The organism is Pantoea phytostimulans (genome assembly GCF_046118715.1).
GTDB lineage: Bacteria > Pseudomonadota > Gammaproteobacteria > Enterobacterales > Enterobacteriaceae > Pantoea > Pantoea phytostimulans.
The window spans coordinates 85721-112638 of the sequence record NZ_CP173698.1 but is presented as its reverse complement, the minus strand read 5'-3'; the positions used below and the strand labels follow the sequence as shown (position 1 = coordinate 112638).

Here is a 26918-nt window from a genome sequence, read left to right as displayed (position 1 = left end):
CACAAAGCTATACTTATGTGTGTCAGTAAATAATAAAACGATAAGCCCGCCAGCGGGAGGCAGTATGAAAATTACCGTGTTAGGGTGCGGCGCAATAGGTCAGATTTGGCTCTCCGCGCTTGCACGCCAGGGACACGACGTTCAAGGTTGGCTTCGTGTGCCGCAGCCTTATTGCTCGGCAAATGTCGTCGATCCTCAAGGCAACGTTTCCAACAAAACCTTTATCGCCAACGATCCGCTGTTTCTGGCTGAGAGCCAGTTATTGCTGGTCACGCTCAAGGCAACGCAGGTCTCACCGGCCGTAAAAAATCTCGAAAGCGTGCTGCCAGACGATTGCCCTATTCTATTGTTACATAACGGGATGGGCACGCTGGAAGAGCTAAAAGGAATGACGCAACCGCTGTTGCGCGGCATCACGACTCACGCTGCGATGCGTGATGGCACGGTGATTAAACACGTCGCCAACGGCATAACGCATATCGGCCCGGGTAATCGCAAAAGTGCGCTTTACAGCAACATTGCCGATACCCTGCACCACGCATTACCGGATGTGGCCTGGCATGACAACATCCGCGCCGCCTGTTGGCGCAAGCTGGCGGTTAACTGCATCATTAATCCGCTTACCGTGGAATATGATTGCCAAAACGGTGCGCTGCGTGCGCACGCTGCACAGATCGAAATCTTAAGTGAAGAGATCAGTTGGGTGATGGAGCGCGAAGGTCAAAGCATCCCCAGTGATAATTTAAAAGAGATTGTGTTCGATGTGATTGAAAGCACCGCAGCCAACACGTCCTCCATGTTACAGGATGTGCGTGCCCAGCGGCTGACAGAGATCGATTACATCACCGGATTCCTGCTGCGCCGTGCTCGCGCGCATGGTCTGGCGCTGCCGGAAAATACCCGTTTGTTTGAACTGATTAAACGCAAGGAGTTACATTATGACCGCGAACGCATCGGTGCTGGTTTGCCTGGCACATGGCAGTGAAGAGACCGAAGCGGTCACCACCATCGATTTACTGGTGCGCGGCGGCTTGAAAGTCATCACTGCCAGCGTAGAAAGCGATGGCGCGCTTGAGATTGTTTGTTCGCGTGGCGTGCGTCTGTTAGCGGATGCGCCTTTAGTGGAAGTGGCAGACAACGACTATGCGGCAATTGTGTTGCCCGGCGGTCTCAAAGGTGCTGAAACCTTCCGCGACAGCCCGTTGTTAGTGGAAACCGTGCGCCAGTTTCATCTTTCCGAGCGTATTGTTGCAGCGATTTGTGCAGCAGCTGGCACAGTTTTAGTTCCACATGATCTCTTTCCAGTGGGCAATATGACCGGTTTTCCTGGCCTTAAATCCACCATCCCAGAAGAAAAGTGGATGGAGCGCCGCGTAGTATGGGATCCACGCGTTAACCTACTGACGAGCCAAGGGCCAGGCACGGCAATGGATTTTGCGTTGAAGCTGATTGATTTGTTGGTAGGAAAAGAGAAAGCGCGTGAAGTCGCTTCGCAGCTGGTATTAGCGGCTGGAATCTACAACTATCAGGAATTTGAATGATTAAAAAGGCGGCATCGCTGCCGCCTTGTTCGCTTAAGGTCGATAAACCTTTACGTTTTTAAAACCTTGCTCATGCAGATAAAGCGCCTGCAATCGACTCATCACACCGCGATCGCAATACAACAGCCAGGTTTTATTCTGATCAAGATTGCCAAACTGCGTGCTGAGCTTGTAGAACGGCATCGACTTCACTTCCGTTGCCGAAAGCTGTAGCGGTTTGTCTTCCTGTTCATCAATGGCGCGGATATCCAACACGATATCGTTAGTGCCTAATGACGCCACAGTTTCCACTTCCACCACCTCTTCTTCCGTTTGCTCCGCAATCTCGCGGATATCAACGTTAGTGGCTTCTTCAATCACCTGGTTCAGAATGTCGAAATTGAAATTGCGCTCTTCTGCTTCAATTTTCGATTTCACTGCTTTAACCGTTGGACTTTTGGAAATCACGCCGCAATATTCTGGCATGGTGCTGGCGAAATCTTCCGTACCGATTTCACGCGCAATTTTGATGATGTGCTCTTTGTCGTGCGAAATCAGCGGACGCAAAATCAAAGTATCTGAAGCGTTGTCAATCAAACGCAGGTTAGTCAGCGTCTGGCTGGAAACTTGTCCCAGCGCTTCTCCGGTCACCAACGCCTGAACGCCGTAGCGTTCAGCAATCTGCGAGGCGGCGCGAACCATCATGCGCTTCAGCACCACGCCCATTTGGCCGTCATCCACTTTTTCCAGAATTTCGCCGACAACGGGTTCAAAGTTGATTGCGACGAAACGCACGCGGTGCGAGCGACCGAAGCGGCTCCACAAGTAATAAGCCACCTGACGAACGCCAATTTCATGCGCTGCGCCGCCAAGGTTAAAGAAGCAATAATGTACGCGACTGCCGCGACGCATCAGCATGTAGCTGGAAACGCCAGAGTCGAAGCCGCCAGAGATCAGTGACAGCACATCTTCTTGCGTGCCGACCGGGAAACCACCCAAACCTTCGTAACGCGCAGTGACCAATGTCAGGCGATTCTCTTCAACTTCAAGATTTACCGTCACTTCAGGCTTGTTGAGCTGCACTTTTGCAGTCTCAATGTGCTGGTTCAGACCGCCACCAACATAACGCTCGACGTCTTGCGAACTGAAACTGTGCTTGCCGCGACGCTTCACGCGCACGCAGAAAGTTTTGTTTTCCAGGCTATCGCGATACTGCACCAGCGTCTGTTCGAAAATATTGTGGATGTCGGTATATTCACGGTCTTCGACTGCCAACACGTGATGAATACCTGGGATGCGCGTTAACTCATCGGCAATCGATGTCCGCAGCGACTCATCTTTTGAGCGCACTTCAATGTGATCCCAGTGACGTACCACCGCGATCTCTTCACTGACGGTTTTCAGAACGTTGCGAATATTACTGGCTAAAATCTTAATAAAGCGCAAGCGCACCGACTGACTTTTGATGGTGATTTCAGGAAATAACTTGATGATAAACTTCATGATGGCGACACAGCTTCGTTGGGCAAATAAGTGCTAAAACAGGCAGCACTTAGCTGGTAAAATCACAAAAATTGCGGGCTACGAGGCGCATCCGCATCCGAGGCGCGAGAGTATATCACCTTTGTCCGATGACTGCTTCTGCAACCGCCGCCACATTGATTATTTTGCTAATCATTTCGTCTCAGCTACCATGTCGGATTGCGAGATGATTCTTAACCGCGAGTCGACACCTAATTATGCCGAAAAAAGCCGAAAAGCCAGCCAGCTTCGAAACGTCATTGCAGCAGCTGGAACAGATTGTCAGCCGCCTGGAAAGTGGTGAGCTGCCGTTGGAAGAGGCGCTGAATGAGTTTGAGCGTGGCGTGCAGTTGGCACGTACCGGGCAGCAAACGCTGCAGCAAGCAGAACAGCGTGTGCGCATCTTACTGAGCGATGATAAAGACGCCGATCTCACCTCTTTCACGCCGGAAAACGACTAATGGATTTTGCCAACTTGCTCAGCGCTTATCACCAACAGGTGAATGCTGCGCTGACGCGCTTATTAGATCCACTCCCTTTTCAGAGTTCTCCTCTGGTGAATGCCATGCAATATGGGGCATTATTAGGCGGTAAACGTCTGCGCCCTTTTTTGGTCTACGCCACCGGCGAAATGCTTAATGCCGATCCAGTAAGCTTGGATATTCCCGCTGCGGCAGTTGAATGTATTCACGCGTACTCCCTGATTCATGACGATCTTCCTGCGATGGACGATGATGCGTTACGCCGTGGCCAACCCACCTGCCACATAAAATATGGTGAAGACACCGCCATCCTTGCAGGTGATGCATTACAAACACTGGCGTTCTCTATCCTGGCGGACCAGCCGATGCCTGGCGTGAGCGCAGAATATCGCCTCGCCATGATATCTGAACTGGCTAAAGCCAGCGGTGTAGCCGGAATGTGTGGTGGACAGGCGCTGGACTTGGCGGCGGAAGGAAAATCCGTTGATTTACCCCAGCTAGAGCAGATTCATCGCCATAAAACGGGCGCGCTGATCCGTGCTGCTGTTCGTCTGGGCGCGCTGGCTGCCGGGGAAAAAGGTCGTCTGGCGCTGCCGGTACTCGATCGCTACGCGGATGCGATTGGCCTCGCATTTCAGGTACAAGACGATATTCTCGATGTGATTGGGGATACCGCCGTGATTGGTAAACGTCAGGGCGCCGATCAAGATTTAGGTAAAAGCACCTATCCTTCATTGATGGGGCTGGATAATGCCCGCATAAAAGCCTGGGATTTGTATCAGGAAGCGCTTAGTGCGCTGGAAATTCTCGCCGCCCAATCCTATGACACCACAGCTTTGCAAGCGTTGGCGAGCTTCATAATTGAACGCGACAAATAACTTCCATAATGAGTCTCTGATGAGTTTTGATATTGCTAAATACCCGACACTGGCGCTAGCGGACACGGTTCAAGAGCTGCGCGCTCTGCCGAAAGAGAAATTGCCTGCGCTGTGTGATGAACTGCGTCAGTATCTGTTAGACAGCGTCAGCCGCTCCAGTGGCCACTTCGCTTCAGGTTTGGGCGTCGTCGAGCTGACGGTGGCGCTGCATTACGTCTATAACACGCCGTTTGATCATCTGGTGTGGGATGTAGGACATCAAGCCTATCCACACAAAATTCTGACCGGTCGCCGCGATCGTATTGGCACTATTCGTCAGAAAAATGGCGTGCACCCTTTTCCATGGCGCGGCGAGAGCGAATATGACGTGCTGAGCGTGGGCCACTCGTCTACCTCAATCAGCGCCGGTCTTGGCATGGCTGCTGCAGCCGAGCGAGAAGGCAAAGGTCGCCGCACCGCCTGCATTATCGGTGATGGCGCGATCACCGCAGGCATGGCTTTCGAAGCCATGAACCACGCAGGTGATATCAAGCCGGACATGCTGGTGATCCTTAACGACAACGAAATGTCGATCTCTGAAAACGTTGGTGCATTAAATAATCGCCTGGCGCAAATTCTTTCGGGTAAAACCTATGCGCGCCTGCGCGAAGGTGGAAAGCGCGTTTTAACCGGCCTGCCGCCCATCAAAGAGTTGGTAAGACGTACCGAAGAGCATCTGAAAGGCATGGTGGTACCAGGCACGCTGTTTGAAGAGTTGGGCTTTAACTATATTGGCCCGGTTGATGGCCACGATGTGCTAACCCTGGTAAATACGCTATCCAACATGCGCAGCCTGAAAGGGCCGCAGTTTCTGCACATCATGACCAAGAAAGGCAAAGGCTATGCGCCTGCCGAAGAAGATCCGATTACCTGGCATGCGGTACCTAAATTTGATCTGGCAAACGGCGCACTGCCGAAGAGTGCTGAGGGCTTACCGAGCTACTCAAAAATCTTTGGTAACTGGCTGTGTGAAATGGCGGCTGACGATCCAAAACTGATGGCGATCACGCCCGCTATGCGTGAAGGTTCGGGCATGGTGGGCTTCTCACGTGAATACCCAAATCAATACTTTGACGTAGCAATTGCTGAGCAGCATGCCGTGACGTTCGCAGCAGGTATGGCCATCGGCGGCTATAAGCCGATCGTCGCCATTTACTCCACTTTTTTGCAGCGCGCCTATGATCAGGTGATTCACGATGTGGCTATCCAGAAATTACCGGTGCTGTTTGCTATCGATCGCGGCGGCATTGTCGGTGCCGACGGACAAACGCATCAGGGCGCCTTTGACCTCGCCTATCTGCGCTGCGTCCCTGACATGGTGATCATGACGCCAAGCGATGAGAATGAGTGCCGCCAGATGCTCTATACCGGTTATCACTATCAGGATGGCCCGAGCGCGGTGCGCTACCCACGCGGGACGGGTGTAGGCACCGAATTAACACCGCTGAAAAGTTTGCCGCTCGGCAAAGGTGTTATCAAGCGTGAAGGCGAACAACTCGCCATCCTAAACTTTGGTACCTTGCTGCCTGAAGCTGCTGCTACCGCTGAGGCGCTCAACGCAACGTTGGTGGATATGCGCTTCGTGAAGCCGCTGGATGAAGCCTTAATTACAGAGCTGGCAGGTAAATACGAGGCATTGATTACGCTGGAAGAAGGTGCAATCAAAGGCGGCGCGGGCAGCGGCGTCAATGAGTACGTCATGGCTAAACGTCTGCGTGTACCGGTGTTGAATCTTGGCCTGCCTGATGAATTTATCCCGCAGGGTACGCAGGACGAAGTCCGTCACGATTACCAACTGGATGCAGAAGGTATCCAGCAGCAAATTGAGGCTTGGCTCGCACAGTAATCCCCTCACCTTTCGCTCCCCAACCGGGGGGCGAAACGCCTGCTATGCTTTATGATTCCCTCGAATCATCAGCGACTTTGCGCAGGAGCCATCATGAAAACCATCCAACTGGGTACCACCGATCTGCAGGTTTCGCGTCTTTGTCTGGGTTGCATGACCTTTGGTGAGCCGGATCGCGGCAAACACGCCTGGACGTTGCCAGAAGAGAGTAGCCGCCCGTTAATTCAGCAAGCGTTAGAGGCAGGAATTAATTTTTTCGATACTGCCAACAGCTATTCTGACGGCAGCAGTGAAGAGATCGTCGGCCGCGCTTTAAAAGCGTTTGCCCGCCGCGATGAGATCGTGGTCGCGACGAAAGTCTATTTTCCAATGAGTAATTTATCCCAAGGCTTGTCGCGCAAAAATATCCTGCAATCCATTGATGACAGCTTGAATCGTCTCGGCATGGACTATGTGGACCTACTGCAAATTCACCGCTGGGATTATGAAACGCCGCTGGAAGAGACGCTTGAGGCGTTAAATGATGTGGTGAAAGCCGGTAAAGCGCGTTACATCGGCGCATCTTCAATGCATGCCAATCAGTTTGCACTAGCGCTTGAGACGCAGGAACGCCATAGCTGGGCGCGTTTCGTTAGCATGCAGGATCAATATAATTTGATTCAGCGTGAAGAAGAAAATGAAATGCATCCATTATGTCTGGATAAAAACATTGCGGTGTTGCCGTGGAGTCCGCTGGCTCGCGGCAAGCTGACGCGTCCGTGGGGTGAAACCACAGCGCGATCGGTTTCTGATGAAGTGAGTAAAACGCTGTACAGCGCAACGGAAGAGAACGATGCTGAAATCGCGAAGCGGGTTGAAACCATTGCAGCGGATAAAGGCGTGAGTCGTGCGCAAGTTGCGCTGGCGTGGCTGTTGCATAAACCCGCCGTAACGGCACCGATTATTGGTGCATCACGTGCGCAGCAGTTGGACGATTTGGTCAAAGCAGTGGATGTTGAGCTCGATTCAACCGACATTGCTGAGCTTGAAAGTGTTTATCAGCCGCATCCGGCGGTGGGATTTGAGTAACAGCGGCTTCAATCTCAATGATTAACCGGTGTAGCACATCGGAGAATTCCCTCTCCTTTCGGAGAGGGAATGCGTCATTAAACAGCCAGCCAGTAATGGCCGACGCCAAACAATATCGCGGCTGAAATGACCCCAGCGATAATGTCATCGACCATAATGCCCATGCCGCCGTGTACATTGCGATCAAACCAGCGAATCGGCCAGGGTTTCCAAATATCGAAAATGCGGAACACGATAAAACCCGCTAAAACCCATTCCCAGCTGTTTACCGGAATGGCCATCAACGTAATCCACATGCCGATAAACTCATCCCAGACAATGCTGCCATGGTCGTGAACGCCCATATCTTTGGCTGTGCGGTGACAGAGATAAACACCGACACTGATTCCTAATAACACCACCAGTGAATAGATATCCTGTGGCAGATAGGTCATCAGAAACCAGAAAGGAATCGCAGCGACCGATCCCACCGTTCCTGGCATATAAGGGCTTAATCCACTGCCAAAACCCGTGGCTAACAGGTGCCACGGATTGCTCATCCGCAAACGGCTTTTTGCTACGTCTTTATCGAGCGTCAAAATGGTCAAATCCTTTATGACTGAATTTCGCAGGCTTGCCGTTATCCAGCAGCGTTAAACCTTCTGATTCTGGCGCAATCTGACCGATGCAGGTAAAAGGTACGCCAAGATGGCCGAGCGCCACATCCAGCGCCCCGCGATGCACTTCCGGCACGGTAAAGCAAAGTTCATAATCTTCACCACCGCTTAATGCCCAGCGTAAAACTTCTTCCGGCTCGAAATGATCGCGCAGCGCAGGCGACAAAGGCAATGCGTCCAGATTGATGCGTGCACCGCAGCCGCTGGCTTTTAAAACGTGGCCGAGATCGGAGATCAAACCATCAGAGAGATCGATAGCCGATGATGCCAAAGAACGCAGCGCCTGTCCTTGCAGGATGCGCGGCATTGGGCGCAAGTGACGCTTGATGAGCGCTTCATGAACCGCCGGATCGTTGATACGTTTACGATGCTGTAACAACGCCAGTCCCGCCGCGCTGTCGCCCAAGGTGCCGGTAACAAAAATCCAGTCGCCAGGTTTAGCACCGGAACGTTTCAAGGCGCGGCCTTGCGGCACCAGACCATGAATACCCAGCGTCAGGCTAAGTGGTCCGCGCGTAGTGTCGCCGCCCACAAGCTGCATATCGTAATATTCCAGCAGCTCAAACAGGCTTTCACTGAATGCTGCCAGCCAGGTTTCGTCGACTTCAGGCAAGGTCATTGCCAGCGTCAGCCAGGCGGGATCCGCACCCATTGCGGCGAGATCGCTGAGGTTAACGGCCAGCGCTTTGTAGCCTAAATCGGCGGGATGGATATCACGAAGGAAGTGTATGCCAGCCACCAACGTATCGGTGCTGATCGCCAGCGTCTGTTTTTCTGGCACGCTCAGAAGCGCACAATCATCACCAATGCCGGTTTCGACATCACGGCGGCTGCGCGTTCTGCGATTGAAGTAGCGTGCGATGAGTTCAAATTCACCACAAGACATAGTTGCGTTCCGCTTAACCAATAATGAAAAAAGGCCGGCAAGCCGGCCTTTTTATTTACTTACGATTGGGTCGAATCTGTGGACCCGCTTTATCCAGCACGCCGTTGACAAACTTGTGGCTGTCTTCTGCGCCAAACACTTTCGCCAGCTCAATACCTTCATTGATGGCTACTTTATAAGGCACATCAGCACGCTTGCTCAGTTCATACAGCGAGATACGCAGCACAGCTCTTTCTACCTGGCCCAGCTCTTCCAGCTGACGCGACAGGTAAGGTTTCATCAGACCATCCAGATACGCGCTGTTGGTCGCCACACCGGACAGCAGTTCGCGGAAATAAGAAATATCGACGTCTTTGACGTCTTGTTCCGCCAGAAACTGGTATTCCACATCGGCAATGTCGTTGTTAGACAACTGCCAGGAGTAAAGCGCCTGGACAGCGCACTCACGGGCGCGACGACGAGCAGCAGGTTTCACAAAATTCCCCTTACAAAAATCAGGCTTTGATGGCTTTCAATACGTTAATCATTTCGAGCGCGGTCAAGGCTGCTTCTGCACCCTTATTACCGGCTTTGGTACCAGCACGCTCAATGGCCTGCTCGATATTTTCGGTGGTCAGCACGCCGAACGCGACAGGAATCTCGCTGTTCATTGCAACGCTGGCGATACCGGAGCTGGCTTCACCTGCAACATATTCGAAATGTGCAGTGCCACCACGAATGACAGTGCCCAAGGCGATCACGGCATCATATTTGCCTGTTTTCGTCAACGCACGTGCTGCCAGTGGCAGTTCATAAGCGCCGGGAACCCAAACAACGGTGATGTTCTCATCTTTGACCTGACCGATACGCTTCAGAGCGTCGATCGCGCCATCCAGCAGGCTGTCATTAATGAAGTTGTTAAAACGCGCGATAACGATGGCAACATTGGCCTCAGGCGTAGCAACAGCAGCTTCGATAACTTTCATACTTATCCTTTCAGGGGGTTTGTTTGGCCCCGCGCAGGGGGGCGGATTCTATCATACTCTTCGGCGGCTTGCTCTCGCTTTTCCGCCTGCATTATTGCGGTGTCAAGGTCAGACGCAAATCCGTGCCGACCTGACGGACATCGCTGAATGAAAAGCTTGGTGCATCAGCAAGTTGCTGTAAACCGGGCAGCTGACACAAGCCGCGTCCCTCATCACCTAAAAGCTTAGGCGCGACATACACAATCAACTCATCAACCAAGCCAATTTGCAGTAGCGCACCGGCCAGGGACGCGCCGGCTTCAACCCAAACGCTGTTAATCTGTCGCTTGCCAAGCAGCATCATCATGGCGACCAGATCCAACTGCTGTTCACGCAGCGGCACGCCAATTTGCGTGACGCCTTCGGGCCAGGTTTGCTGATCGGCCGTTTGGCGCATCAGCCACGTTTCGCCCGGCTGCGTAATCAACTTGTGGTGCGGTGTAACGCGATTTTGACTATCCACGATCACGCGTATCGGCTGACGTAGTGTACTTTCATCCAGTAATGACTGGGTATCTGCATTCAGTTCTGACCAACGCACCGTCAGTGACGGATCATCCGCTAACACGGTGGCGCTGCTGCTGAGAATAGCGGAGCTTTGCGCTCGCAGTCTTTGCACATCGCGCCTTGCTGCGGCAGAGGTAATCCATTGGCTTTCACCGCTCGCCATCGCGGTGCGGCCATCCAGCGAAGCGCCTAATTTGAGTTGCACCCACGGAAAACCGGTGCGCATGCGTTTCAGGAAACCGCGATTGAGCGCTTCGGCTTCGCTCATCATCAGACCGTGGCTGACGTCAATTCCCGCCTGGCTCAAGCGATGTAAACCGCGCCCTGCCACCTGCGGATTCGGATCTTGCATCGCTGCCACCACGCGGCTGACGCCTGCGGCAATCAGCGCATCGCAACAAGGTGGCGTACGGCCATGATGGCTGCAAGGTTCTAGCGTGACGTAAGCTGTCGCGCCGCGAGCGCGATCACCGGCCATGCGCAACGCATGGACTTCAGCATGGGGTTCACCGGCTCGTTGATGCCAGCCTTCACCCACGATTTCACCATCACGGACAATAACGCACCCTACATTGGGATTCGGTGTCGTGGTAAAACGACCGCGCCGCGCCAGTTCCAGCGCACGCGCCATATAGCGTTCATCGGTCATGGTTTAATCCTGTAAGCGGGCGATCTCTTCGCCAAAATCACGAATATCCTCAAAACTGCGATACACCGAAGCAAAACGAATGTAGGCCACTTTATCGAGCTTTCTCAGCTCATCCATCACTAATGCGCCAATCATTTTGCTGGGGATTTCCCGTTCGCCAGTGGCACGCAGTTGGGTTTTGATATGGTTGACTGCACTCTCGACGGCGTCAGCGCTAACGGGCCGTTTTTCCAGCGCCTTCATCATGCCGCTGCTGAGCTTGTCTTCATTAAAGGGTTCACGCACGTCGTTGCTTTTCACTACACGCGGCATGACCAATTCGGCCACTTCAAATGTGGTGAAACGCTCATGGCACACCAAACACTGACGACGGCGACGCACCGACGATCCTTCACTAACCAGACGAGAATCAATCACTTTGGTGTCCACAGCGGAGCAGAATGGGCAATGCATGACGTTACCTGACGCGAGATAAATGGGCCATACAGTGTAGCGCGAACTGCATTTCAACAAAATCTATTCCCGTGCCTTTCCATCGCCTGGCTCACAGCCAGACAACGCGTGCACCTTAGTTATTGAAAAACCACTACGCTTATAAAGCTGCCTTGCAGCACAAGACTACTAACAATCGGAGGTTTTATGGGTTTGTTTAATTTTGTGAAAGAGGCTGGTGAAAAGTTGTGGGATGCGGTGAGCGGCGGTCACGATGACGACCAAAACAAAAAACTTCAGGACCATATCAACAAATTAGGATTACCGGACAGCGATAAAGTCAATGTGCAGGTCAATGGCGATACCGTTACCGTAACCGGTGATGGCATTACTCAGGAGCTGAAAGAAAAAATCCTGGTAGCAGCCGGAAACGTAGCGGGTATCACCAAAGTTGAAGATAAGGTTACCGTAAGCGACAGCGCACCTGAAGCGGAGCTTTATACCGTGAAGAAAGGTGACACCTTGAGCGCGATTTCCAAACAGGTTTACGGAAATCCTAATGAATACAACAAGATTTTCGAAGCGAACAAGCCAATGCTGTCGCATCCTGATAAGATCTATCCAGGCCAGGTTTTACGAATTCCGAAATAACTGACAAGGATAAATTATGATCAGGACGGTTTGGGCGCCGATGGCGATGTCACTGGTATTTCTCAGCGGCTGTAGCAGCACGCCTTCTACGCCTAAAGTGAATAAGCTGCATCAGGAAGTGAGCCAGCTCAATCAGCAGATGCAGCATTTGACCTCACAGGCCAGCGCGCTGGAAATTCAGGGGCAACTCAATAGCCACTCACAGCAAGGCGCATGGTTAGTTCCGCAAGCGAATACGCCGGTAGAACTCCAGACGCAGCTCGGTACGCTCCGCTTGTCGCTGTCTCGGGTTGAAGGTGAAGCGAATGGTTCACGCGCGAATCTGAACATCCGTGCCACCGGCGATCAGCCGATCCCCGCTCTGCGCGCCACGGTTGTCTGGGGTGAATTGGATCCGGCTAGCGGAAAACCGCTCAACGCTGACAGCCTTAATCAAACCATTGACGTGCCAGCCGCGCTGTTGCCGCAAACGTCGGTTAGCGTGCCATTGCGTTTGAGTGGGATAACGCCTGATCAACTGGGTTATATCCGCGTGCACGATGTGGTGGGAGAAAGCGCCGCCCCAACCGTCTCTGCTGCGCAGTAAGCGCAAAAAAAATGGGCTGCCAGTTGGCAGCCCATTTCATTTTATTTGCCAGAATTACGGCAGAATTGAAGGCTGATCAGCGCCCTCTTTCTCTACTTTCTGTACCAGCATATGTTCGCGTTTCATACCCAGCTTCAGCGCCAGCGCTGAAGAGACATAAATCGACGAAACGGTACCAATCGTCACACCGATCAACATGGTCAGCGAGAAGCCTTTCAGCAACGCACCACCAAAGATGAACAGGATCAGGATCATCGCCAGCGTCGTCAGCGAGGTGATCAAGGTACGGCTCAGCGTTTGGGTCAGCGACACGTTAGTGATGTCGTAAGAAGAGCCGCGACGAATTTTGCGGAAGTTCTCACGGATACGGTCAGAAACCACGATTTTATCGTTGAGTGAGTAACCAATTACCGACATCAGCGACGCGACAATGGTCAGGTCGATTTCGATGTGGAACAGCGCCAGCAGGCCGCAGGTAATGATCACGTCATGCGCCAGCGCTAGCACGGTGCCCAGCGCCAAACGCCACTCAAAGCGAATACCGATATAGATCAGAATCGCGATCAGGGCCGAAAGCAGCGCCATCGCACCCGCTTGCGCTAAATCGCTGCCCACACTTGGGCCAACGAATTCGATACGCTTCACGGTGGCACTTTGCTGCGTGGTTTGGTTAATTACCGAGACCACTTTGTTACCTAACTCAGTGCCCGCCGGACCTGAAACGGGCGCCATGCGCACCATCACGTCACGGCTGCTACCGAAGTTCTGCACCAGCGGCTCATCAAAGCCCGCTTTCACCAAATCGCCACGCAGCACCTCGAGATCGGCGGGTTTCTCAAGGCTGATCTCAATAACCGTACCGCCGGTAAAATCGAGACCCCAGTTGAAACCACGCACGCCGACAATGGCAATCGCGGCAACAATCAGTAGCCCCGAAATGATGAAGGCCAGCGTATCCCAGCGCATAAAGTCAACGACTTTACGGCCGTGGTTCAACTGCTCAATAGAATAATCCTGTGCCACAACGCACTCCTCAAATAGACAGCTTGTTGATGCGTTTGCCACCGTAAACCAGGTTAACAATGGCACGGGTTCCAACAATCGCGGTGAACATGGAGGTGGCAATACCAATTGCTGTGGTAATTGCAAAACCTTTGATCGAACCGGTACCGACCGCGTAAAGAATGATAACTTTGATCAGCGTCGTTACGTTGGCATCGACAATACTTGAGAAGGCGCCTTTATAACCTTCATGAATTGCCTGCTGAACGGAACGCCCATTACGCAGCTCTTCTTTAATACGTTCGTTTATCAGAACGTTGGCATCAACGGCCACCGCCAGCGTCAACACGATACCGGCAATGCCTGGCATGGTTAACGTTGCACCCGGCAACAGCGACATAATGCCGACAATCAACACCAGGTTAACCAACAGTGCGCTGGTCGCAATCAAGCCGAATTTCTTGTAGAACACCACCATAAACAGAATGGAGGCAAGCAGGCCCCACAAGCAGGCTTCCAGACCCTGGGTAATATTTTGCTGACCCATGGTTGGACCGATAGTGCGCTCTTCAACAATCTGAATCGGCGCGATCAACGCACCGGCGCGCAGCAGCAGCGAGAGCTGACGTGCTTCGTTCGGGTTGTTGATACCCGTGATACGGAAGCTATTACCCAGGCGAGACTGGATATTAGCGACGTTAATCACCTCTTCCTGCTTCACCAGAATGGAACGCCCGTTTGCATCTTTTCTGCCGCTGTCTTTGTACTCCACGAACAAGGTCGCCATCGGTTTACCGATGTTGTCCTTGGTGAAGTTGGACATGATGTTACCGCCCGCGCCATCCAGTGAAATATTCACCTGAGGCTGGTTGTATTCATCCATGCTCGACGTCGAATCAGTGATGTGGTCACCCGTAAGAATCACGCGCTTGTACAGCACGACTGGCTGGCCATCACGCATGTCTTTAACTTCTGAATCACCCGGTACACGTCCGCTAGCCGCCGCACTTGGATCCACGCTGGTGTTCACTACGCGGAATTCCAGCGTTGCGGTTGCACCCAAAATTTCTTTGGCACGCGCAGTGTCCTGAATACCTGGCAGCTCAACCACGATGCGATCAGAACCTTGACGCTGTACCAGCGGCTCGGCAACACCCAGTTGGTTCACACGATTACGCAGGATAGTAATGTTCTGCTGAACAGCATATTCACGGGCTTCGCTGAGACGTGCATCGCTCATGGTGGCGCGCAATGAATCCGCCCCGCTGCTGTTGATCACCAGATCCTGATGACGTGAGCTTAACCAAGAGACGGCAGCATCGCGGCTTGCCGCGTCGCGGAAACGAATTTCCACACCGTAATTAGCGATTTTATTGACAGTGGTATAAGGAATGTTTTTTGTGCGCAGGTCGCTACGCAGCGTGTCGGCGTTCTGCTCTTGCAGTTTGCCTAATGCGGTATCCATATCCACTTCCATCAGGAAGTGCACGCCACCGCGCAGATCAAGGCCAAGTTTCATGGGCTCTGCTGAAAGCAGAGAGAGCCAACGTGGCGTAGCAGGGGCAAGGTTTAACGCAACAACATAGTTTTCGCCAAGCGCTTTCAGGATGGTTTCACGGGCGCGTAACTGCACGTCAGTGTTAGCAAAGCGTGCCGTGATAGCGCCATTTTCCAGCGCAACGGATTTGCTCTGAATATTATCTTGTTTTAATGCGGACTGAATCTGATCCAACGTTTGCTCACTGGCGGCGCTTCCGCGCGCACCAGTGATTTGAACGGCCGGATCCTCACCATACAGGTTGGGAAGTGCGTATAGCAGGCCGACAGCAATGACGACGACCAGCATGATGTACTTCCACAAAGGATAACGATTTAACACGGCAGTTCCCTTAGGGAAATAAAAATTACAGCGCCTTCATAGTACCTTTCGGCAGGACGGCAGCCACGAAATCACGTTTAACAACCACTTCATTCGTTTCATTCAACGCGATAGAAACGTAACCGGTTTCTGATACTTTCGTCACGCGGCCCACTAAACCACCGCTAGTCAGTACTTCATCACCCTTAGAGATAGAATCCATCAGCTTCTTGTGCTCTTTTGCACGTTTCTGCTGAGGACGCAGGATCATGAAATAGAAAATCAGGCCAAATACCACCAGCATGATCACCAGAGAATACGGACTTCCCTGAGACGGTGCGCCTGCTGCGGCCACGGCGTCAGAAATGAAAAAGCTCATTAAATTTCCCTCATTGATGAATTGTCAGACGTTAAAGGCGGAACTTCTTTGCCCGTCCGTTGGTAGAACTCGTTAACAAAGCGCTCTAATTTACCCTCTTCGATGGCTTGGCGTAAACCCGCCATCAGGCGCTGGTAATAGCGCAGATTGTGAATAGTATTCAGTCGCGCGCCCAGTATTTCGTTACAACGATCGAGATGATGCAAGTACGCACGGCTGTAATTGCGACAAGTGTAACAATCACACTCTGCATCCAGTGGCGAAACATCATCTTTGTGCTTGGCATTACGAATTTTTACCACGCCGTCGGTCACAAACAGATGACCATTACGCGCATTACGCGTTGGCATGACGCAATCGAACATATCGACACCGCGACGAACGCCTTCCACCAAATCTTCAGGCTTGCCGACGCCCATCAAATAACGCGGCTTATCGTGCGGAATTTGCGGACAAACGTGCTCAAGAATACGGTGCATGTCCTCTTTAGGCTCACCCACCGCCAGGCCGCCCACAGCGTACCCATCAAAGCCAATCTCTACCAGACCTTTCACCGAGACATCTCGTAAATCTTCGTAAACAGATCCCTGAATAATGCCAAACAGCGCATTTTTATTACCCAGGCTGTCGAAGCGGTCGCGGCTGCGTTTTGCCCAGCGCAAAGACATTTCCATTGAACGCTTGGCGTAGTCCCAATCAGCAGGATATGGCGTACATTCATCAAAGATCATCACGACATCAGAACCAAGGTCATGTTGAATCTCCATCGATTTTTCAGGATCGAGGAAAATTGCATCGCCATTGATCGGATTGCGGAAATGAACACCCGCTTCCGTGATTTTACGGATGTCGCCAAGGCTAAAGACCTGGAACCCGCCGGAATCGGTCAGGATTGGGCCTTTCCACTGCATAAAATCGTGCAGATCGCCATGCAGTTTCATGATCTCCTGACCCGGACGCAGCCAGAGATGGAAGGTATTGCCCAGAATGATCTGAGCGCCGGTTTCTTGCACTTCTTCCGGCGTCATTCCTTTTACTGTGCCGTAAGTCCCGACTGGCATAAACGCCGGGGTTTCTACCACACCGCGATCAAAAATCAGACGGCCACGGCGCGCGCGCCCGTCTGTGGTATCAAGTTCAAATTTCACAAAGCCTCCATCGGAGATACAGTCCGATGCTTATAACCGTCATACTTCAAACTGCCTGCGCGTTGGCTGCTCTTGTCCACCCGAATCACTGACCAGAGTAAGCTCATTGGGATGAACGCGTTTGCCGCTTTCAGGCAATTCGAATTATTTAGGTTATCGCTAATATAATCAGGCGCCGACGATCTCTTGCGGTGCCTGCGGGTTTTTGCTGATAAACATCGCATCGCCATAACTGAAGAAACGATATTGCTCAGCCACAGCAGCTTGATACGCTGCCATGGTGTGCTGATAGCCGGCAAAGGCCGAAACCAGCATAATCAGGGTCGATTCGGGCAGATGGAAATTGGTGATCAACGCGTCGATCACCTGATAGTGGTAGCCCGGATAGATAAAAATTTGGGTGTCGTCAAAGAAAGGGGCAATCAATGCCTCCTGGCTGGCTTTCGCCGCACTCTCCAACGAACGCACTGAAGTCGTGCCTACCGCCACAACTCTATTGCCGCGCGCTTTACACGCCAGCACCGCATCGACCACTTCTTGCGGTACTTCGGCGTATTCGGCGTGCATATGATGCTCTTCAATGGTTTCAACGCGCACCGGCTGGAAGGTTCCCGCGCCGACATGTAACGTAACGAAAGCCATTTCAACGCCCTTCTCTTTCAGCGCCTGAAGCAGCGGTTCGTCAAAATGCAAACCGGCGGTTGGCGCTGCTACCGCACCCGGACGTTCGCTGTAAACCGTTTGATAAAGTTCACGGTCTGCCTCTTCATCGGGACGATCAATATAAGGCGGCAGCGGCATATGCCCGACGCTGTTAAGAATGTCCAGCACGGCGCGGTCATCTTCAAAGACGATTTCAAACAGCGCATCATGGCGTGCCACCATAGTGGCTTTTACGCTTTCGTCATCGCCCAGCAGCAACTCTGCGCCCGGTTTAGGCGCTTTTGAGGCGCGTACATGTGCCAGCACGCGCTTGTCGTCGAGCATGCGCTCTACCAGCATTTCGATTTTGCCCCCGCTGGCTTTGCGACCAAAGACACGTGCAGGAATCACGCGGGTATTGTTGAATACCAGCAGATCACCGGGGTTGAGCTTATCCAGCACATCCGTAAATACGCCGTGCGTTAGTGCGCCACTTTGGCCATCCAGCGACAGCAAACGGCAACCGCTGCGCTGCGCCTGCGGGTAATGGGCGATAAGAGATTCGGGCAATTCAAAAGCAAAATCGGCGACACGCATGCAAGACTTCTTTCTCAGGCAAAAACAGGCGGCACAGTTTAGCGGAAAATCGACCAATTCTGAACAACTGGCTGCGCAAAGGCAGTTCAGCCTATAATGCGCCCATGAACTTTCTTGCTCATCTTCACCTCGCCCAGCTCGCCGACAGCTCGTTACTCGGCAATCTGATGGCTGATTTCGTTCGCGGAAACCCGCATCAGCACTGGCCAACGCCGGTCGCTGACGGCATTCTTATGCACCGTCGTCTAGACGTCATGACCGATTCGCTGCCAGAAGTCCGTGAAGCGCGTCAGCTGTTTCGCCCCGAAACCTATCGCGTTGCGCCAATTACTCTGGACGTGATTTGGGATCATTTTCTGGCGCGTCACTGGACCACGTTTCATACCACGCAGTCGCTGGCGCAATTTTCTGCCATCGCAGAAAAAGAGATTATGCCGCAGCTGGCGTCCACGCCTGATGAGTTTAAATCGCTAAACGCCGTGATGTGGCGTGAACGCTGGTTTGAGCATTATGCACAGCCCGCAAGGCTTGAACGCGTGCTGCATGGCATGGCGAGCCGGCGTCCACGCTTAGCTGCCCTGCGCGACTCCTATCAGGATTTTGTCGATCACTATCCGGCGCTAGAGAAACTTTTCTTTCAGTTTTACCCGCGCCTGATGGCGCTGGCACACCAGCGGCAACTTTAGAATTCGAGACCAATCCGTATAACGTTCCTGGGCTGAGCACCGTAATCTCTGCGGCGACTTTATTTGCGCTTCACCAGGGAAAATCATGCAGCAACATATTATCAGCTGGCTCAAAGAAGCTGGCCTCCAGCATTACACCGATACCGTCGCACTGTTAATTGTGCTGGCGACAATTATTCTTATCTCTGTTATTACCCACGTCATCCTTCATCGCACGCTGATGCCGTTGCTACGTAACCATGCTGAAAAAAGCAGCCGCCAGTGGCCAAAAGCCATGATTCATAATCGCCTGTTCAGCCGTTTTGTCTGGCTGATGCAAGGCGTGTTATTCAAACTGCAAACTGAACTCTTCTTGCATAACAGCGAGCAGGTTTACACCGCCATTATTGTGGTGGCACAAGTCTGGATGATGATTTTTGCGCTGCTGATGTTCTTCTCGCTGCTGGATATTTTGCAGCAGTTAAGCAGCAACAGCGCGCTAGCGCAGCAGATTCCCGTACGCGGCATTATTCAAACTCTGAAGCTTATCGCCGCTATTTTGATGATTATCATGGTAATTTCGCTGCTGTTAGGCAAATCGCCGGGCGTGCTAATCACGGGTTTAGGTGCCATGACCGCGGTGCTGATGCTGGTGTTTAAAGATCCGATTCTGGGATTAGTGGCGGGCATCCAGCTCTCTGCGAATAACATGCTGAAGCTGAATGACTGGCTGGAGATGCCGAAATATGGTGCTGACGGTGCCGTTATCGACATTAGCCTGACCACGGTGAAAGTGCGTAACTGGGATAACACCATTGTTACCATTCCAACCTACGCGTTGATTTCTGATTCGTTCAAAAACTGGCGCGGTATGTCAGAATCAGGCGGACGCCGCATCAAGCGCAGCATTCACATTGATACCACCAGCATCCTCTTTCTCGAGCAGGATGATGTGCAATCGCTGAAAAGCGCGCTTCTGTTGTCACCTTATCTGGAGAGTAAAACGCAGGAATTGATTTCCTATAACGCACAGTTAGGTTGCGATCTCACCTCGCCACTGAATGGTCGTCGTCTGACGAATGTTGGCACCTTCCGAGTCTGGCTTGAAAGCTGGTTGAAAACGCATCCGCAAATTCATAAAGGCATGACGCTAATGGTGCGCCAGCTGGCACCAGGCCAGGACGGTTTGCCGGTGGAAATTTATGTTTTTACCAACACCACGATTTGGCAAGAGTATGAAAATATTCAGTCAGATATTTTTGACCATGTTTTCGCTGTGCTGCCGACCTTCGGTCTGCGCGTTCATCAGGCGCCAACCGGCAATGATATGCGTATGATTGGTAAAGCTAACGCTTAATTGCCTTCTCGAAAAAGTCCGTATGCGGTAAAAAGCGTGCGGACGCACTTCTCCCCTTCTTGCCATCGGTGGCTATCTGCGGCTTAATGAAGCCTTTCTTAACTTTTGTTAAGTCGATCACACAGCCAGACCGCCTGCTCAGGCGTTTCTTCCGTTCGATATGTCTCAAAATCATAAGAGGGAAAGATGTCATCCGCTTCGACTTCTGAAACAGACGCGCGCTACCGTTATGCCTGCGAAATTGCCCGTGCGGCTGCCAGCCGTGCTTATTCCTGGTATCAACAGCGCCAAAAATTAGTGGTGGAACACAAGAGGGATCTCCAGGACGTCGTCAGCGAAGCCGACCGCAACGTGGAAGACCTGATCAAAACGCTGATCGCTGAACGTTACCCGGACGACGCGGTGATCGGCGAAGAAAGTGGCGGTAATACGCAAGGTGCCACCTATGTTTGGGTGGTTGATCCCATTGATGGTACCGCCTGTTTCATTAATGGGCTGCATAACTGGTGCGTTTCGCTGGCCGTGTTATGCGAAGGCGAAGCGGTGATCGGTGTGGTGTGCGATCCCAATCATCAGGAGCTGTTTCATGCCCGTCAGGGACAAGGTGCATGGATGAATGAAACCCGGATTCATGCTCATAACGCCCAGCATTTAAATGAAGGTTTACTCGGTTTAAGTAATTCCAGCCGCGTTCCCTCAGAAAGCGTCACCTCGCTGATTACGGGGTTAACCGCTCAGGGTGGAATGTTTATTCGCATCGGCTCTGGCGCTTTAACCAGTGCCTGGGCGGCTGCAGGACGGCTAATCGGCTATTACGAAGCGCACATGAATCCATGGGATAGCTTGCCAGGTATCGTTTTAATGCGTGAAGCAGGCGGTGTGACCAATGATTATTTGCGCAACGACGGGCTGAAAAAGGGTAATCCAGTATTGTTAGCCAATGCGGCTATTTATCAGCAAATCAAAGCATTGGTCGATAATAGCGCCCTGCTCGACTAAATACGCCAGGCAGACACAGGCGCCTAAGATGGCTGCCCCCTTTTTCCGCTGGCGAGCAGGGGTATTTTGCTCGCGGCGGCGGGTGACTCCCCCGCTACACGCAGAGGAACAGTATCAGTTAGAAAAAGAGGTAAAGCTGAGTCGTCATGGCGTTCGCCCTCCTATGCGGGGTAATCGCCAGGACACAGAAGCGGCCACGGCCCGGACGACGTGGAGTTTCGCCGACGGTGAATTATCCGGGCATGACTATAGCGCGGTGGTGAATAAAGGACGCTGGCAAGGCGAACATTATCGTCATTTAGGGCTGCTCAGCACGGGCCGCCCAACGCCTGATGAGACATATGCGCCCGCCAGCCCACTTCAACGCACCCGCGCCATCGCATAAGCATTGGTTGAGGATGCCTTTCCCGGCCACGGCGCAAATCACTCCGTTATTGCGGCTTCTCATAGCCAAAGACGACCTCAGTAATGACGTGTTATACACGGCGCAACGACACGGCATCAGACAAACTGTAGAATAACGCCGGCCAGTACGCTTTAACCTTATCAATTCAGCGCAGAGGCATTCTCTAAGGCGCTGTATTATAAATAAATATACCCCATTAATTACGATACTTCGGTTCTGAATGCTAATAAATAACAGGGTAAAATAAATAAATAGTTCACGTACCATGATTAATTAAAAAATCAGCAAATGGCACAATTCTCATTTCATTACAGAGACTGTTCGGCACTATATTTTTGTATTAGGATAGCGCTGTCAATCATCCCTTTGAATTACTCTCTTTATTTTTTTTGATTTTGTTTCGGCGAATAGTTTCGCCGCTTTTATTTATTCACACAGCAATATAATTAAATTAGTCAACCTATTGAAATTAAAAGATAAATAATATTTAAATATAAAAAAATACATCAATAAATTTTTTAACGCTTTGCTGAATCCGTTTTAATAATAATCCATCTGTTTTCGCGGATGAGTTGGCCGGGTATTATTCGATTTTTTAAAAGCGATTTAACGCCCGCTAAACTTACACTTCACCGGATTTATTCATTGCCAGCCTAATTACTGACACCCACCTGTTAAGCTATTTAACAGATAGAAAGAGAGCCCCTCATGAAGAGAGGCTCTCTCGCGATCAAGCCTGCTTACGCACCAGTTTATAACCGAGCAGCAGTACAACGATCCACACCATACCGACATACAGCGAGATACGCGTATCCGGGAAATAACCAATCAGGCCGATAATAAACACTAAAAACGCCACGCCCACACCGGCTGTCCAGCTACCACCGGGTAGCGCAAAATTCAGTTTGCTGGCCGCTTCTTTACCGATTTTGCGACGGAAAGCGATCTGCGACAGCAGGATCATGATCCATACCCAAACCGTGGCAAACGTTGCCAGTGAAGCAATCACCAGGAAGACTTTTTCGGGCATCAGGTAATTAAGGTACACCGCAATCAGCATGGCAAACATCATGACCACCACCGTGACCCATGGAATACCGCGTGCAGAGACTTTCATAAAGATCTTCGGTGCATGGCCCTGCTGTGCCATGCCATGCAGCATGCGTCCCACGCCAAAGACATCACTATTAATCGCTGACAGCGACGCGGTCAACACCACGAAATTCAAGATTGAAGCCGCTGCAGCAATACCAAGATGCTGGAAGGTTAATACAAATGGGCTCCCGGAAGTGCCGACCTGATTCCAGGGGTAAATCGACATGATGACAAACAGCGTACCGACGTAGAAGACCAGAATACGCATGGGAACAGAGTTAATAGCACGGGGAATGGAAATGGCCGGATCTTTGGCTTCACCCGCTGTAATCCCAATAATTTCAATGCCGCCGTAGGCAAACATCACCATTTGTAGCGACAGCAACATGCCAACAATACCGTGAGCGAAGAAGCCGCCATTGGTCCACAGATTGTGGATGCCGGTGGGCTGTCCGCCGTTGCCAAGCCCCCAGATAATCATGCCAAAACCGGCCAAAATCATCACGATAATGGTGGCGACTTTGAAAAAAGAGAACCAAAACTCGACTTCGCCAAACACCTTAACGCTCATCAGATTCACGGCACCGATAATCAGCACCACACTCAATACCCAAATCCAGTGTGGGACATCGGGAAACCAGACGCCCATGTAAATACCGAAAGCGGTGACATCGGCAATAGCGACGATCAGGATCTCAAAACAGTAGGTCCAGCCGGTGATATACCCGGCTAAAGGGCCAAGGTAATCTTGGGCATAGCGAGAAAAAGAGCTGGCCTGTGGATTGTTCACCGACATCTCACCCAGCGCACGCATGATGATGTAAGCCACTGCGCCACCGATAATGTAAGCGAGCAAAACGCTCGGTCCCGCCATTTTGATAGCATCAGCAGAACCGTAAAACAGCCCGGTTCCAATCGCCGATCCCAGCGCCATAAAACGGATATGGCGCGTGCTCAGTCCGCGTTTGAGCTTATTGGTTTCTTGCATAACAACCTGTACCTGTGAAAATGAAAAAACCACGGGCAAGCCCGTGGTTAGAGAAAAAACTGTTTACCGTTACGAGTGAACGCTAACCTGTTCGCGCCCTTTCACCCGATCGACCACCGCAGCAATCAGCAGCATCACTAACGACGGTGGCAACCAGGAAAGTCCCTGATCTGCCAGCGGCAAGTGTTGGCTGAAGGCAGGCAGCAGCGCTTTGAACTCGGTGGTTTTGATAGCATCAACAATACCGAACAGCAGGCTAACCAACATGGTCGGCGCGATGATACGGCTGTTTTTGTTCCACCAGTTCAGGGTGAAGCTCAGCACGACCAGCACGATGCATGGCGGATAAATAGCTGTCAGCACCGGAATCGAAATCTGAATCAAATGGCTAAGACCAAGATTCGACACCACCATTGAGAACAGGCCCAGCACAAACACCAGCGTTTTATACGACAGCGGCAAGTGTTGTGCAAAAAATTCTGCACACGCACAAGTCAGGCCAACGGCTGTCACCATACAGGCAACGAAAATCAGTACAGCCAGGAAGAGGCTACCCATACCGCCGAAAGTCTGCTGGACATAAGCATGCAGAATAGCCGCACCGTTGGCATTTTGATCAACCAGCGCACCGCTTCCTGAACCCAGTTTGAACAGGCTGAGGTAAACCAGCGTCAGGCCAACACCGGCAATCAGGCCAGCCAGGATGGTGTAACGCGTCAGTAAGGCAGCGCTTTCTACGCCACGTGAACGCGCCGCATTGACGATAACAATACCGAACACCAGCGCACCCAGCGTATCCATCGTCAAGTAACCATTAACGAAGCCGCTTGAGAAAGCCGCACGTTGATAATCTACCGTTGCGGGAATGATATCGCCTGCAGGCCACAGCAGCGCAGCCAGGCCCAGCAAGGTCAGCGCTATAATTTTCAGCGGTGCGAGGAAATGGCCAACGGTATCCAGCAATTTACCCGGATAGAGCGAAACGCCGATCACTAAGGCAAAATAGATCAGGCTATAGATAAACAGCGGCAGCGGGCCGTCACCTGTCAGCGGCGCAATGCCGATTTCAAAGGAGACGGTTGCGGTGCGCGGAGTGGCAAACAGCGGGCCAACGGCCAGATAGCACACGGTCGCCAGCACCAGACCCGCCACTTTGCCGATCGGCGAGCTGAGCGCATCAATGCCGCCGCCGACGCGCGCGAGCGCAACAACGGTGATCACCGGCAAACCTACAGCGGTAATAAGGAAACCAAGCGCGGCAATCCAGACATGTTCACCAGACTGAATACCAACCATCGGCGGAAATATAATATTGCCCGCGCCAACAAACAGGGCAAACGTCATGAAGCCCAGCGCGAGAATGTCTTTCGGAGTTAAACGATGTGTCATACGGCCTGTCACTGATGTTGCGGTGGAAGTTGAGTTTGCGTTGTCCCCTCGCTGCGTCAAAACAACGACTTGCTAGCCAATGTCAGCGCATTATGCTCGTCGTGAGGTAAAGCGCAGGTGATTTAAGCGGCTTTTATTCTGTTCACGGAGGGATGGATCGACAACGGCGCTAAGTAAAACGTTTATAGCGGAGAAAGGCAATACGGGATCGGGAAACCAGACGTTAATCATGCAATTTAAGGCAAAGCTAGAGAATAGCTTCGATATTTAGCCTAAGCACATAAGATGATGTGCTTATTTTTTCCTCAAGCCGTGGGAAGTTTCAGCATTAACCGATTCTTAGATGCACAAAAGGCGCGTTTTACGCGCCTGTCTGCACAACTTTACAGCCTTACCACACTTGATTAGCGATTTCGACCACCAGGCGAATCTTCTGCCACTGCTGCTCTTCGCTCAGGCTGTTGCCTTCTTCAGTCGAGGCAAAACCACATTGCGGGCTGAGGCAGATCTGATCAAGGCTGACAAACTTTGCCGCCTCCGACAGACGCGCTTTCACCTGTTCTGGATCTTCCAGCTCGCCGTTTTTAGTGGTGACTAAGCCAAGCACCACTTGTTGATGGCCAGGCTTGATAAAACGCAGCGGCTCGAAACCACCAGAACGCTCGTTATCATATTCCAGGAAAAATTCATCTACATTCACGGAGCCAAATAAGATTTCAGCCACTGGCTCATAGCCGCCTTCTGAGATCCAGGTTGAACGGAAGTTGCCGCGACAGACATGCAGTCCGATCGTTAAATCGTCAGGTTTACCTTCCAACGCTTTGTTCAGGACGCGTGCATAAATACGCGCCAACTCTTCAGGATCATCACCGCGCTCACGGATTTGGCTTTTCTGATCTTCTGAACAGAGATATGCCCAAACGGTATCATCCAACTGCAGAAAACGGCAGCCCGCGTCGTAAAAGGCTTTGATGGCGTCTTTATAAGTCTGTGCAAGATCGTCAAAGTATTCCGCTAAATCGGGATAGACGTTGGCATCAATCATTTTACGGCCACCGCGGAAGTGCAGCACGCTCGGGCTTGGAATGGTCATTTTCGGCACTGCGTCACCGGCTACGCTTTGCAGGAAGCGGAAATGTTCCAGCATCGGATGATGAGCAAAACCCAGTTTGCCGACCACTTTCACACCATGCGCTTTGGTCTGTACGCCGTTGAACTGGATGCCTTGATCCGCTTCATAGCGCTCGACACCTTCCAAACCGTAGAAAAAGTCGAAGTGCCACCATGCACGACGAAACTCGCCGTCAGTGACCACTTTCAGGCCATTTTCGCGCTGCTTAGCCACAACATCGCGAATCGCTTCATCTTCTACACGGCGCAGTTCAACTGCATCAATTTCGCCTGCAGCAAACTGCTCACGCGCCTGTTTAATGGCTGCAGGACGCAGGAAACTACCCACGGTATCGGCACGGAACGGGGCTGTATGTTGTTGCATGATCACCTCTGACTCACCTGACACATAATTGCGGCAGGGAATAATTTCGCTTGGTTATTTTTGGCCATCTGGATGGCTATATGTCTAACCAAAGAGTGACATGCGAACCCTTCATCTGCAATAGAAGAAATTTCAGGTAACGTGAAAGAAATTCATGTTGAGCGATAATCAGG

Annotated in this window: 26 protein-coding genes and 1 pseudogene; 12 read left to right on the top strand and 15 right to left on the bottom strand. The window is 51.8% G+C overall.

The window, feature by feature from the left end; translation table 11 throughout:
- Positions 1–64 precede the first annotated feature (64 nt).
- Positions 65–985 (top strand): 2-dehydropantoate 2-reductase, encoded by a 921-nt coding sequence (gene panE, locus ACF2G4_RS00545; protein WP_243078412.1) that lies wholly within the window; start codon positions 65–67, stop codon positions 983–985.
- Positions 939–1541: a protein deglycase YajL gene (gene yajL, locus ACF2G4_RS00540; RefSeq protein ID WP_215847449.1), complete on the top strand. Its 603-nt coding sequence runs from the start codon at positions 939–941 to the stop codon at positions 1539–1541. Before panE ends, yajL begins: the two co-directional genes overlap by 47 nt.
- Before the next feature lie 33 nt (positions 1542–1574).
- On the opposite strand, the gene thiI is transcribed toward yajL, so the two are convergent.
- Positions 1575–3023: a tRNA uracil 4-sulfurtransferase ThiI gene (gene thiI, locus ACF2G4_RS00535; RefSeq protein WP_243078413.1), complete on the bottom strand. Its 1449-nt coding sequence runs from the start codon at positions 3021–3023 to the stop codon at positions 1575–1577.
- A 236-nt stretch (positions 3024–3259) separates the two neighbouring features.
- Between thiI and xseB the strand changes: the two genes are divergently transcribed.
- From xseB to ACF2G4_RS00515, 4 genes are all read left to right on the top strand, one after another.
- Positions 3260–3502 carry an exodeoxyribonuclease VII small subunit gene (gene xseB, locus ACF2G4_RS00530; RefSeq protein WP_215847450.1) on the top strand — a complete coding sequence of 81 codons (243 nt, stop codon included), beginning with the start codon at positions 3260–3262 and terminating at the stop codon, positions 3500–3502.
- Positions 3502–4401 (top strand): (2E,6E)-farnesyl diphosphate synthase, encoded by a 900-nt coding sequence (gene ispA / locus ACF2G4_RS00525; protein ID WP_215847451.1) that lies wholly within the window; start codon positions 3502–3504, stop codon positions 4399–4401. The genes xseB and ispA overlap by 1 nt, the downstream gene beginning before the upstream one ends.
- 19 nt (positions 4402–4420) lie before the next feature.
- A complete protein-coding gene (dxs, locus tag ACF2G4_RS00520; protein ID WP_243078415.1) occupies positions 4421–6286 on the top strand; it encodes a 1-deoxy-D-xylulose-5-phosphate synthase in 1866 nt (621 codons plus the stop codon).
- Between the two features lie 93 nt (positions 6287–6379).
- Positions 6380–7354, top strand: coding sequence for an aldo/keto reductase (locus ACF2G4_RS00515; RefSeq protein ID WP_409075310.1), 975 nt, complete (start codon positions 6380–6382; stop codon positions 7352–7354).
- 77 nt (positions 7355–7431) lie between these two features.
- Here ACF2G4_RS00515 and pgpA read toward each other — a convergent pair whose 3' ends face one another.
- From pgpA to nrdR, 6 genes are all read right to left on the bottom strand, one after another.
- Positions 7432–7932: a phosphatidylglycerophosphatase A gene (gene pgpA / locus ACF2G4_RS00510; RefSeq protein ID WP_215847453.1), complete on the bottom strand. Its 501-nt coding sequence runs from the start codon at positions 7930–7932 to the stop codon at positions 7432–7434.
- Positions 7919–8896, bottom strand: a complete 978-nt coding sequence (thiL, locus tag ACF2G4_RS00505; protein WP_215847454.1) for a thiamine-phosphate kinase — start codon at positions 8894–8896, stop codon at positions 7919–7921. The genes pgpA and thiL overlap by 14 nt, the downstream gene beginning before the upstream one ends.
- A 55-nt stretch (positions 8897–8951) precedes the next feature.
- Positions 8952–9371, bottom strand: coding sequence for a transcription antitermination factor NusB (gene nusB, locus ACF2G4_RS00500; RefSeq protein WP_215847455.1), 420 nt, complete (start codon positions 9369–9371; stop codon positions 8952–8954).
- A 19-nt stretch (positions 9372–9390) separates the two neighbouring features.
- On the bottom strand, positions 9391–9861 hold the full coding sequence (gene ribE / locus ACF2G4_RS00495; protein WP_215847456.1) for a 6,7-dimethyl-8-ribityllumazine synthase: 471 nt from the start codon (positions 9859–9861) through the stop codon (positions 9391–9393).
- 91 nt (positions 9862–9952) lie between these two features.
- On the bottom strand, positions 9953–11056 hold the full coding sequence (ribD, locus tag ACF2G4_RS00490; protein ID WP_409075309.1) for a bifunctional diaminohydroxyphosphoribosylaminopyrimidine deaminase/5-amino-6-(5-phosphoribosylamino)uracil reductase RibD: 1104 nt from the start codon (positions 11054–11056) through the stop codon (positions 9953–9955).
- Between the two features lie 3 nt (positions 11057–11059).
- Positions 11060–11509 (bottom strand): transcriptional regulator NrdR, encoded by a 450-nt coding sequence (gene nrdR, locus ACF2G4_RS00485; RefSeq protein WP_215848327.1) that lies wholly within the window; start codon positions 11507–11509, stop codon positions 11060–11062.
- Positions 11510–11695: 186 nt separating this feature from the next.
- Between nrdR and lysM the strand changes: the two genes are divergently transcribed.
- Together lysM and ACF2G4_RS00475 are read left to right on the top strand one after the other, a co-directional pair.
- Positions 11696–12139 (top strand): peptidoglycan-binding protein LysM, encoded by a 444-nt coding sequence (gene lysM / locus ACF2G4_RS00480; RefSeq protein WP_215847458.1) that lies wholly within the window; start codon positions 11696–11698, stop codon positions 12137–12139.
- Positions 12140–12155: 16 nt separating this feature from the next.
- Positions 12156–12725: a DUF3251 domain-containing protein gene (locus ACF2G4_RS00475; RefSeq protein WP_243078418.1), complete on the top strand. Its 570-nt coding sequence runs from the start codon at positions 12156–12158 to the stop codon at positions 12723–12725.
- Positions 12726–12779: 54 nt separating this feature from the next.
- Here the strand turns inward: ACF2G4_RS00475 and secF are convergent, their stop codons facing one another.
- The 5 genes from secF to queA form a co-directional block, all read right to left on the bottom strand.
- Entirely contained in the window at positions 12780–13748 is a 969-nt protein-coding gene (gene secF, locus ACF2G4_RS00470) for a protein translocase subunit SecF (protein WP_215847459.1), read from the bottom strand.
- Between the two features lie 10 nt (positions 13749–13758).
- Positions 13759–15606, bottom strand: coding sequence for a protein translocase subunit SecD (gene secD, locus ACF2G4_RS00465; RefSeq protein ID WP_215847460.1), 1848 nt, complete (start codon positions 15604–15606; stop codon positions 13759–13761).
- 25 nt (positions 15607–15631) lie between these two features.
- Positions 15632–15964, bottom strand: a complete 333-nt coding sequence (yajC, locus tag ACF2G4_RS00460) for a preprotein translocase subunit YajC (RefSeq protein WP_215847461.1) — start codon at positions 15962–15964, stop codon at positions 15632–15634.
- Positions 15964–17112, bottom strand: a complete 1149-nt coding sequence (gene tgt, locus ACF2G4_RS00455) for a tRNA guanosine(34) transglycosylase Tgt (RefSeq protein WP_215847462.1) — start codon at positions 17110–17112, stop codon at positions 15964–15966. The genes yajC and tgt overlap by 1 nt, the downstream gene beginning before the upstream one ends.
- A 168-nt stretch (positions 17113–17280) precedes the next feature.
- Complete coding sequence (queA, locus tag ACF2G4_RS00450; RefSeq protein WP_215847463.1) at positions 17281–18351, bottom strand: tRNA preQ1(34) S-adenosylmethionine ribosyltransferase-isomerase QueA; 1071 nt, start codon at positions 18349–18351, stop codon at positions 17281–17283.
- Between the two features lie 104 nt (positions 18352–18455).
- Between queA and ACF2G4_RS00445 the strand changes: the two genes are divergently transcribed.
- The 4 genes and pseudogenes from ACF2G4_RS00445 to ACF2G4_RS00430 all read left to right on the top strand — a co-directional run.
- Complete coding sequence (locus tag ACF2G4_RS00445) at positions 18456–19037, top strand: ACP phosphodiesterase (RefSeq protein ID WP_409075308.1); 582 nt, start codon at positions 18456–18458, stop codon at positions 19035–19037.
- An 85-nt stretch (positions 19038–19122) separates the two neighbouring features.
- Entirely contained in the window at positions 19123–20373 is a 1251-nt protein-coding gene (locus ACF2G4_RS00440; RefSeq protein WP_409075307.1) for a mechanosensitive ion channel family protein, read from the top strand.
- 186 nt (positions 20374–20559) lie between these two features.
- Complete coding sequence (locus tag ACF2G4_RS00435) at positions 20560–21372, top strand: inositol monophosphatase (RefSeq protein WP_215847466.1); 813 nt, start codon at positions 20560–20562, stop codon at positions 21370–21372.
- 28 nt (positions 21373–21400) lie between these two features.
- Positions 21401–21754 (top strand): annotated as a pseudogene (locus ACF2G4_RS00430) (histidine-type phosphatase); the annotation flags it as partial.
- 754 nt (positions 21755–22508) lie between these two features.
- On the opposite strand, the gene proY reads toward ACF2G4_RS00430, so the two are convergent.
- The 3 genes from proY to ACF2G4_RS00415 all read right to left on the bottom strand — a co-directional run bounded on the left by proY (position 22509) and on the right by ACF2G4_RS00415 (position 26745).
- Positions 22509–23861: a proline-specific permease ProY gene (proY, locus tag ACF2G4_RS00425; protein ID WP_243078421.1), complete on the bottom strand. Its 1353-nt coding sequence runs from the start codon at positions 23859–23861 to the stop codon at positions 22509–22511.
- Positions 23862–23930: 69 nt separating this feature from the next.
- A complete protein-coding gene (gene brnQ / locus ACF2G4_RS00420) occupies positions 23931–25250 on the bottom strand; it encodes a branched-chain amino acid transport system II carrier protein (protein WP_215847469.1) in 1320 nt (439 codons plus the stop codon).
- A gap of 391 nt (positions 25251–25641) precedes the next feature.
- The gene (locus ACF2G4_RS00415) at positions 25642–26745 is read right to left on the bottom strand and encodes a cobalamin-independent methionine synthase II family protein (RefSeq protein WP_215847470.1); all 1104 of its coding nucleotides are present in this window, start codon (positions 26743–26745) and stop codon (positions 25642–25644) included.
- Between the last annotated feature and the right edge of the window lie 173 nt (positions 26746–26918).

Coding starts and splice junctions, on each gene's coding strand:
- panE (WP_243078412.1), top strand. CDS start 65: ATGAAAATTACCGTGTTAGGGTGCGGCGCAATAGGTCAGATTTGGCTC.
- yajL (WP_215847449.1), top strand. CDS start 939: ATGACCGCGAACGCATCGGTGCTGGTTTGCCTGGCACATGGCAGTGAA.
- thiI (WP_243078413.1), bottom strand. CDS start 3,023: ATGAAGTTTATCATCAAGTTATTTCCTGAAATCACCATCAAAAGTCAG.
- xseB (WP_215847450.1), top strand. CDS start 3,260: ATGCCGAAAAAAGCCGAAAAGCCAGCCAGCTTCGAAACGTCATTGCAG.
- ispA (WP_215847451.1), top strand. CDS start 3,502: ATGGATTTTGCCAACTTGCTCAGCGCTTATCACCAACAGGTGAATGCT.
- dxs (WP_243078415.1), top strand. CDS start 4,421: ATGAGTTTTGATATTGCTAAATACCCGACACTGGCGCTAGCGGACACG.
- ACF2G4_RS00515 (WP_409075310.1), top strand. CDS start 6,380: ATGAAAACCATCCAACTGGGTACCACCGATCTGCAGGTTTCGCGTCTT.
- thiL (WP_215847454.1), bottom strand. CDS start 8,896: ATGTCTTGTGGTGAATTTGAACTCATCGCACGCTACTTCAATCGCAGA.
- ribE (WP_215847456.1), bottom strand. CDS start 9,861: ATGAAAGTTATCGAAGCTGCTGTTGCTACGCCTGAGGCCAATGTTGCC.
- ribD (WP_409075309.1), bottom strand. CDS start 11,056: ATGACCGATGAACGCTATATGGCGCGTGCGCTGGAACTGGCGCGGCGC.
- nrdR (WP_215848327.1), bottom strand. CDS start 11,509: ATGCATTGCCCATTCTGCTCCGCTGTGGACACCAAAGTGATTGATTCT.
- lysM (WP_215847458.1), top strand. CDS start 11,696: ATGGGTTTGTTTAATTTTGTGAAAGAGGCTGGTGAAAAGTTGTGGGAT.
- ACF2G4_RS00475 (WP_243078418.1), top strand. CDS start 12,156: ATGATCAGGACGGTTTGGGCGCCGATGGCGATGTCACTGGTATTTCTC.
- yajC (WP_215847461.1), bottom strand. CDS start 15,964: ATGAGCTTTTTCATTTCTGACGCCGTGGCCGCAGCAGGCGCACCGTCT.
- queA (WP_215847463.1), bottom strand. CDS start 18,351: ATGCGTGTCGCCGATTTTGCTTTTGAATTGCCCGAATCTCTTATCGCC.
- ACF2G4_RS00445 (WP_409075308.1), top strand. CDS start 18,456: ATGAACTTTCTTGCTCATCTTCACCTCGCCCAGCTCGCCGACAGCTCG.
- ACF2G4_RS00440 (WP_409075307.1), top strand. CDS start 19,123: ATGCAGCAACATATTATCAGCTGGCTCAAAGAAGCTGGCCTCCAGCAT.
- ACF2G4_RS00435 (WP_215847466.1), top strand. CDS start 20,560: ATGTCATCCGCTTCGACTTCTGAAACAGACGCGCGCTACCGTTATGCC.
- proY (WP_243078421.1), bottom strand. CDS start 23,861: ATGCAAGAAACCAATAAGCTCAAACGCGGACTGAGCACGCGCCATATC.
- brnQ (WP_215847469.1), bottom strand. CDS start 25,250: ATGACACATCGTTTAACTCCGAAAGACATTCTCGCGCTGGGCTTCATG.
- ACF2G4_RS00415 (WP_215847470.1), bottom strand. CDS start 26,745: ATGCAACAACATACAGCCCCGTTCCGTGCCGATACCGTGGGTAGTTTC.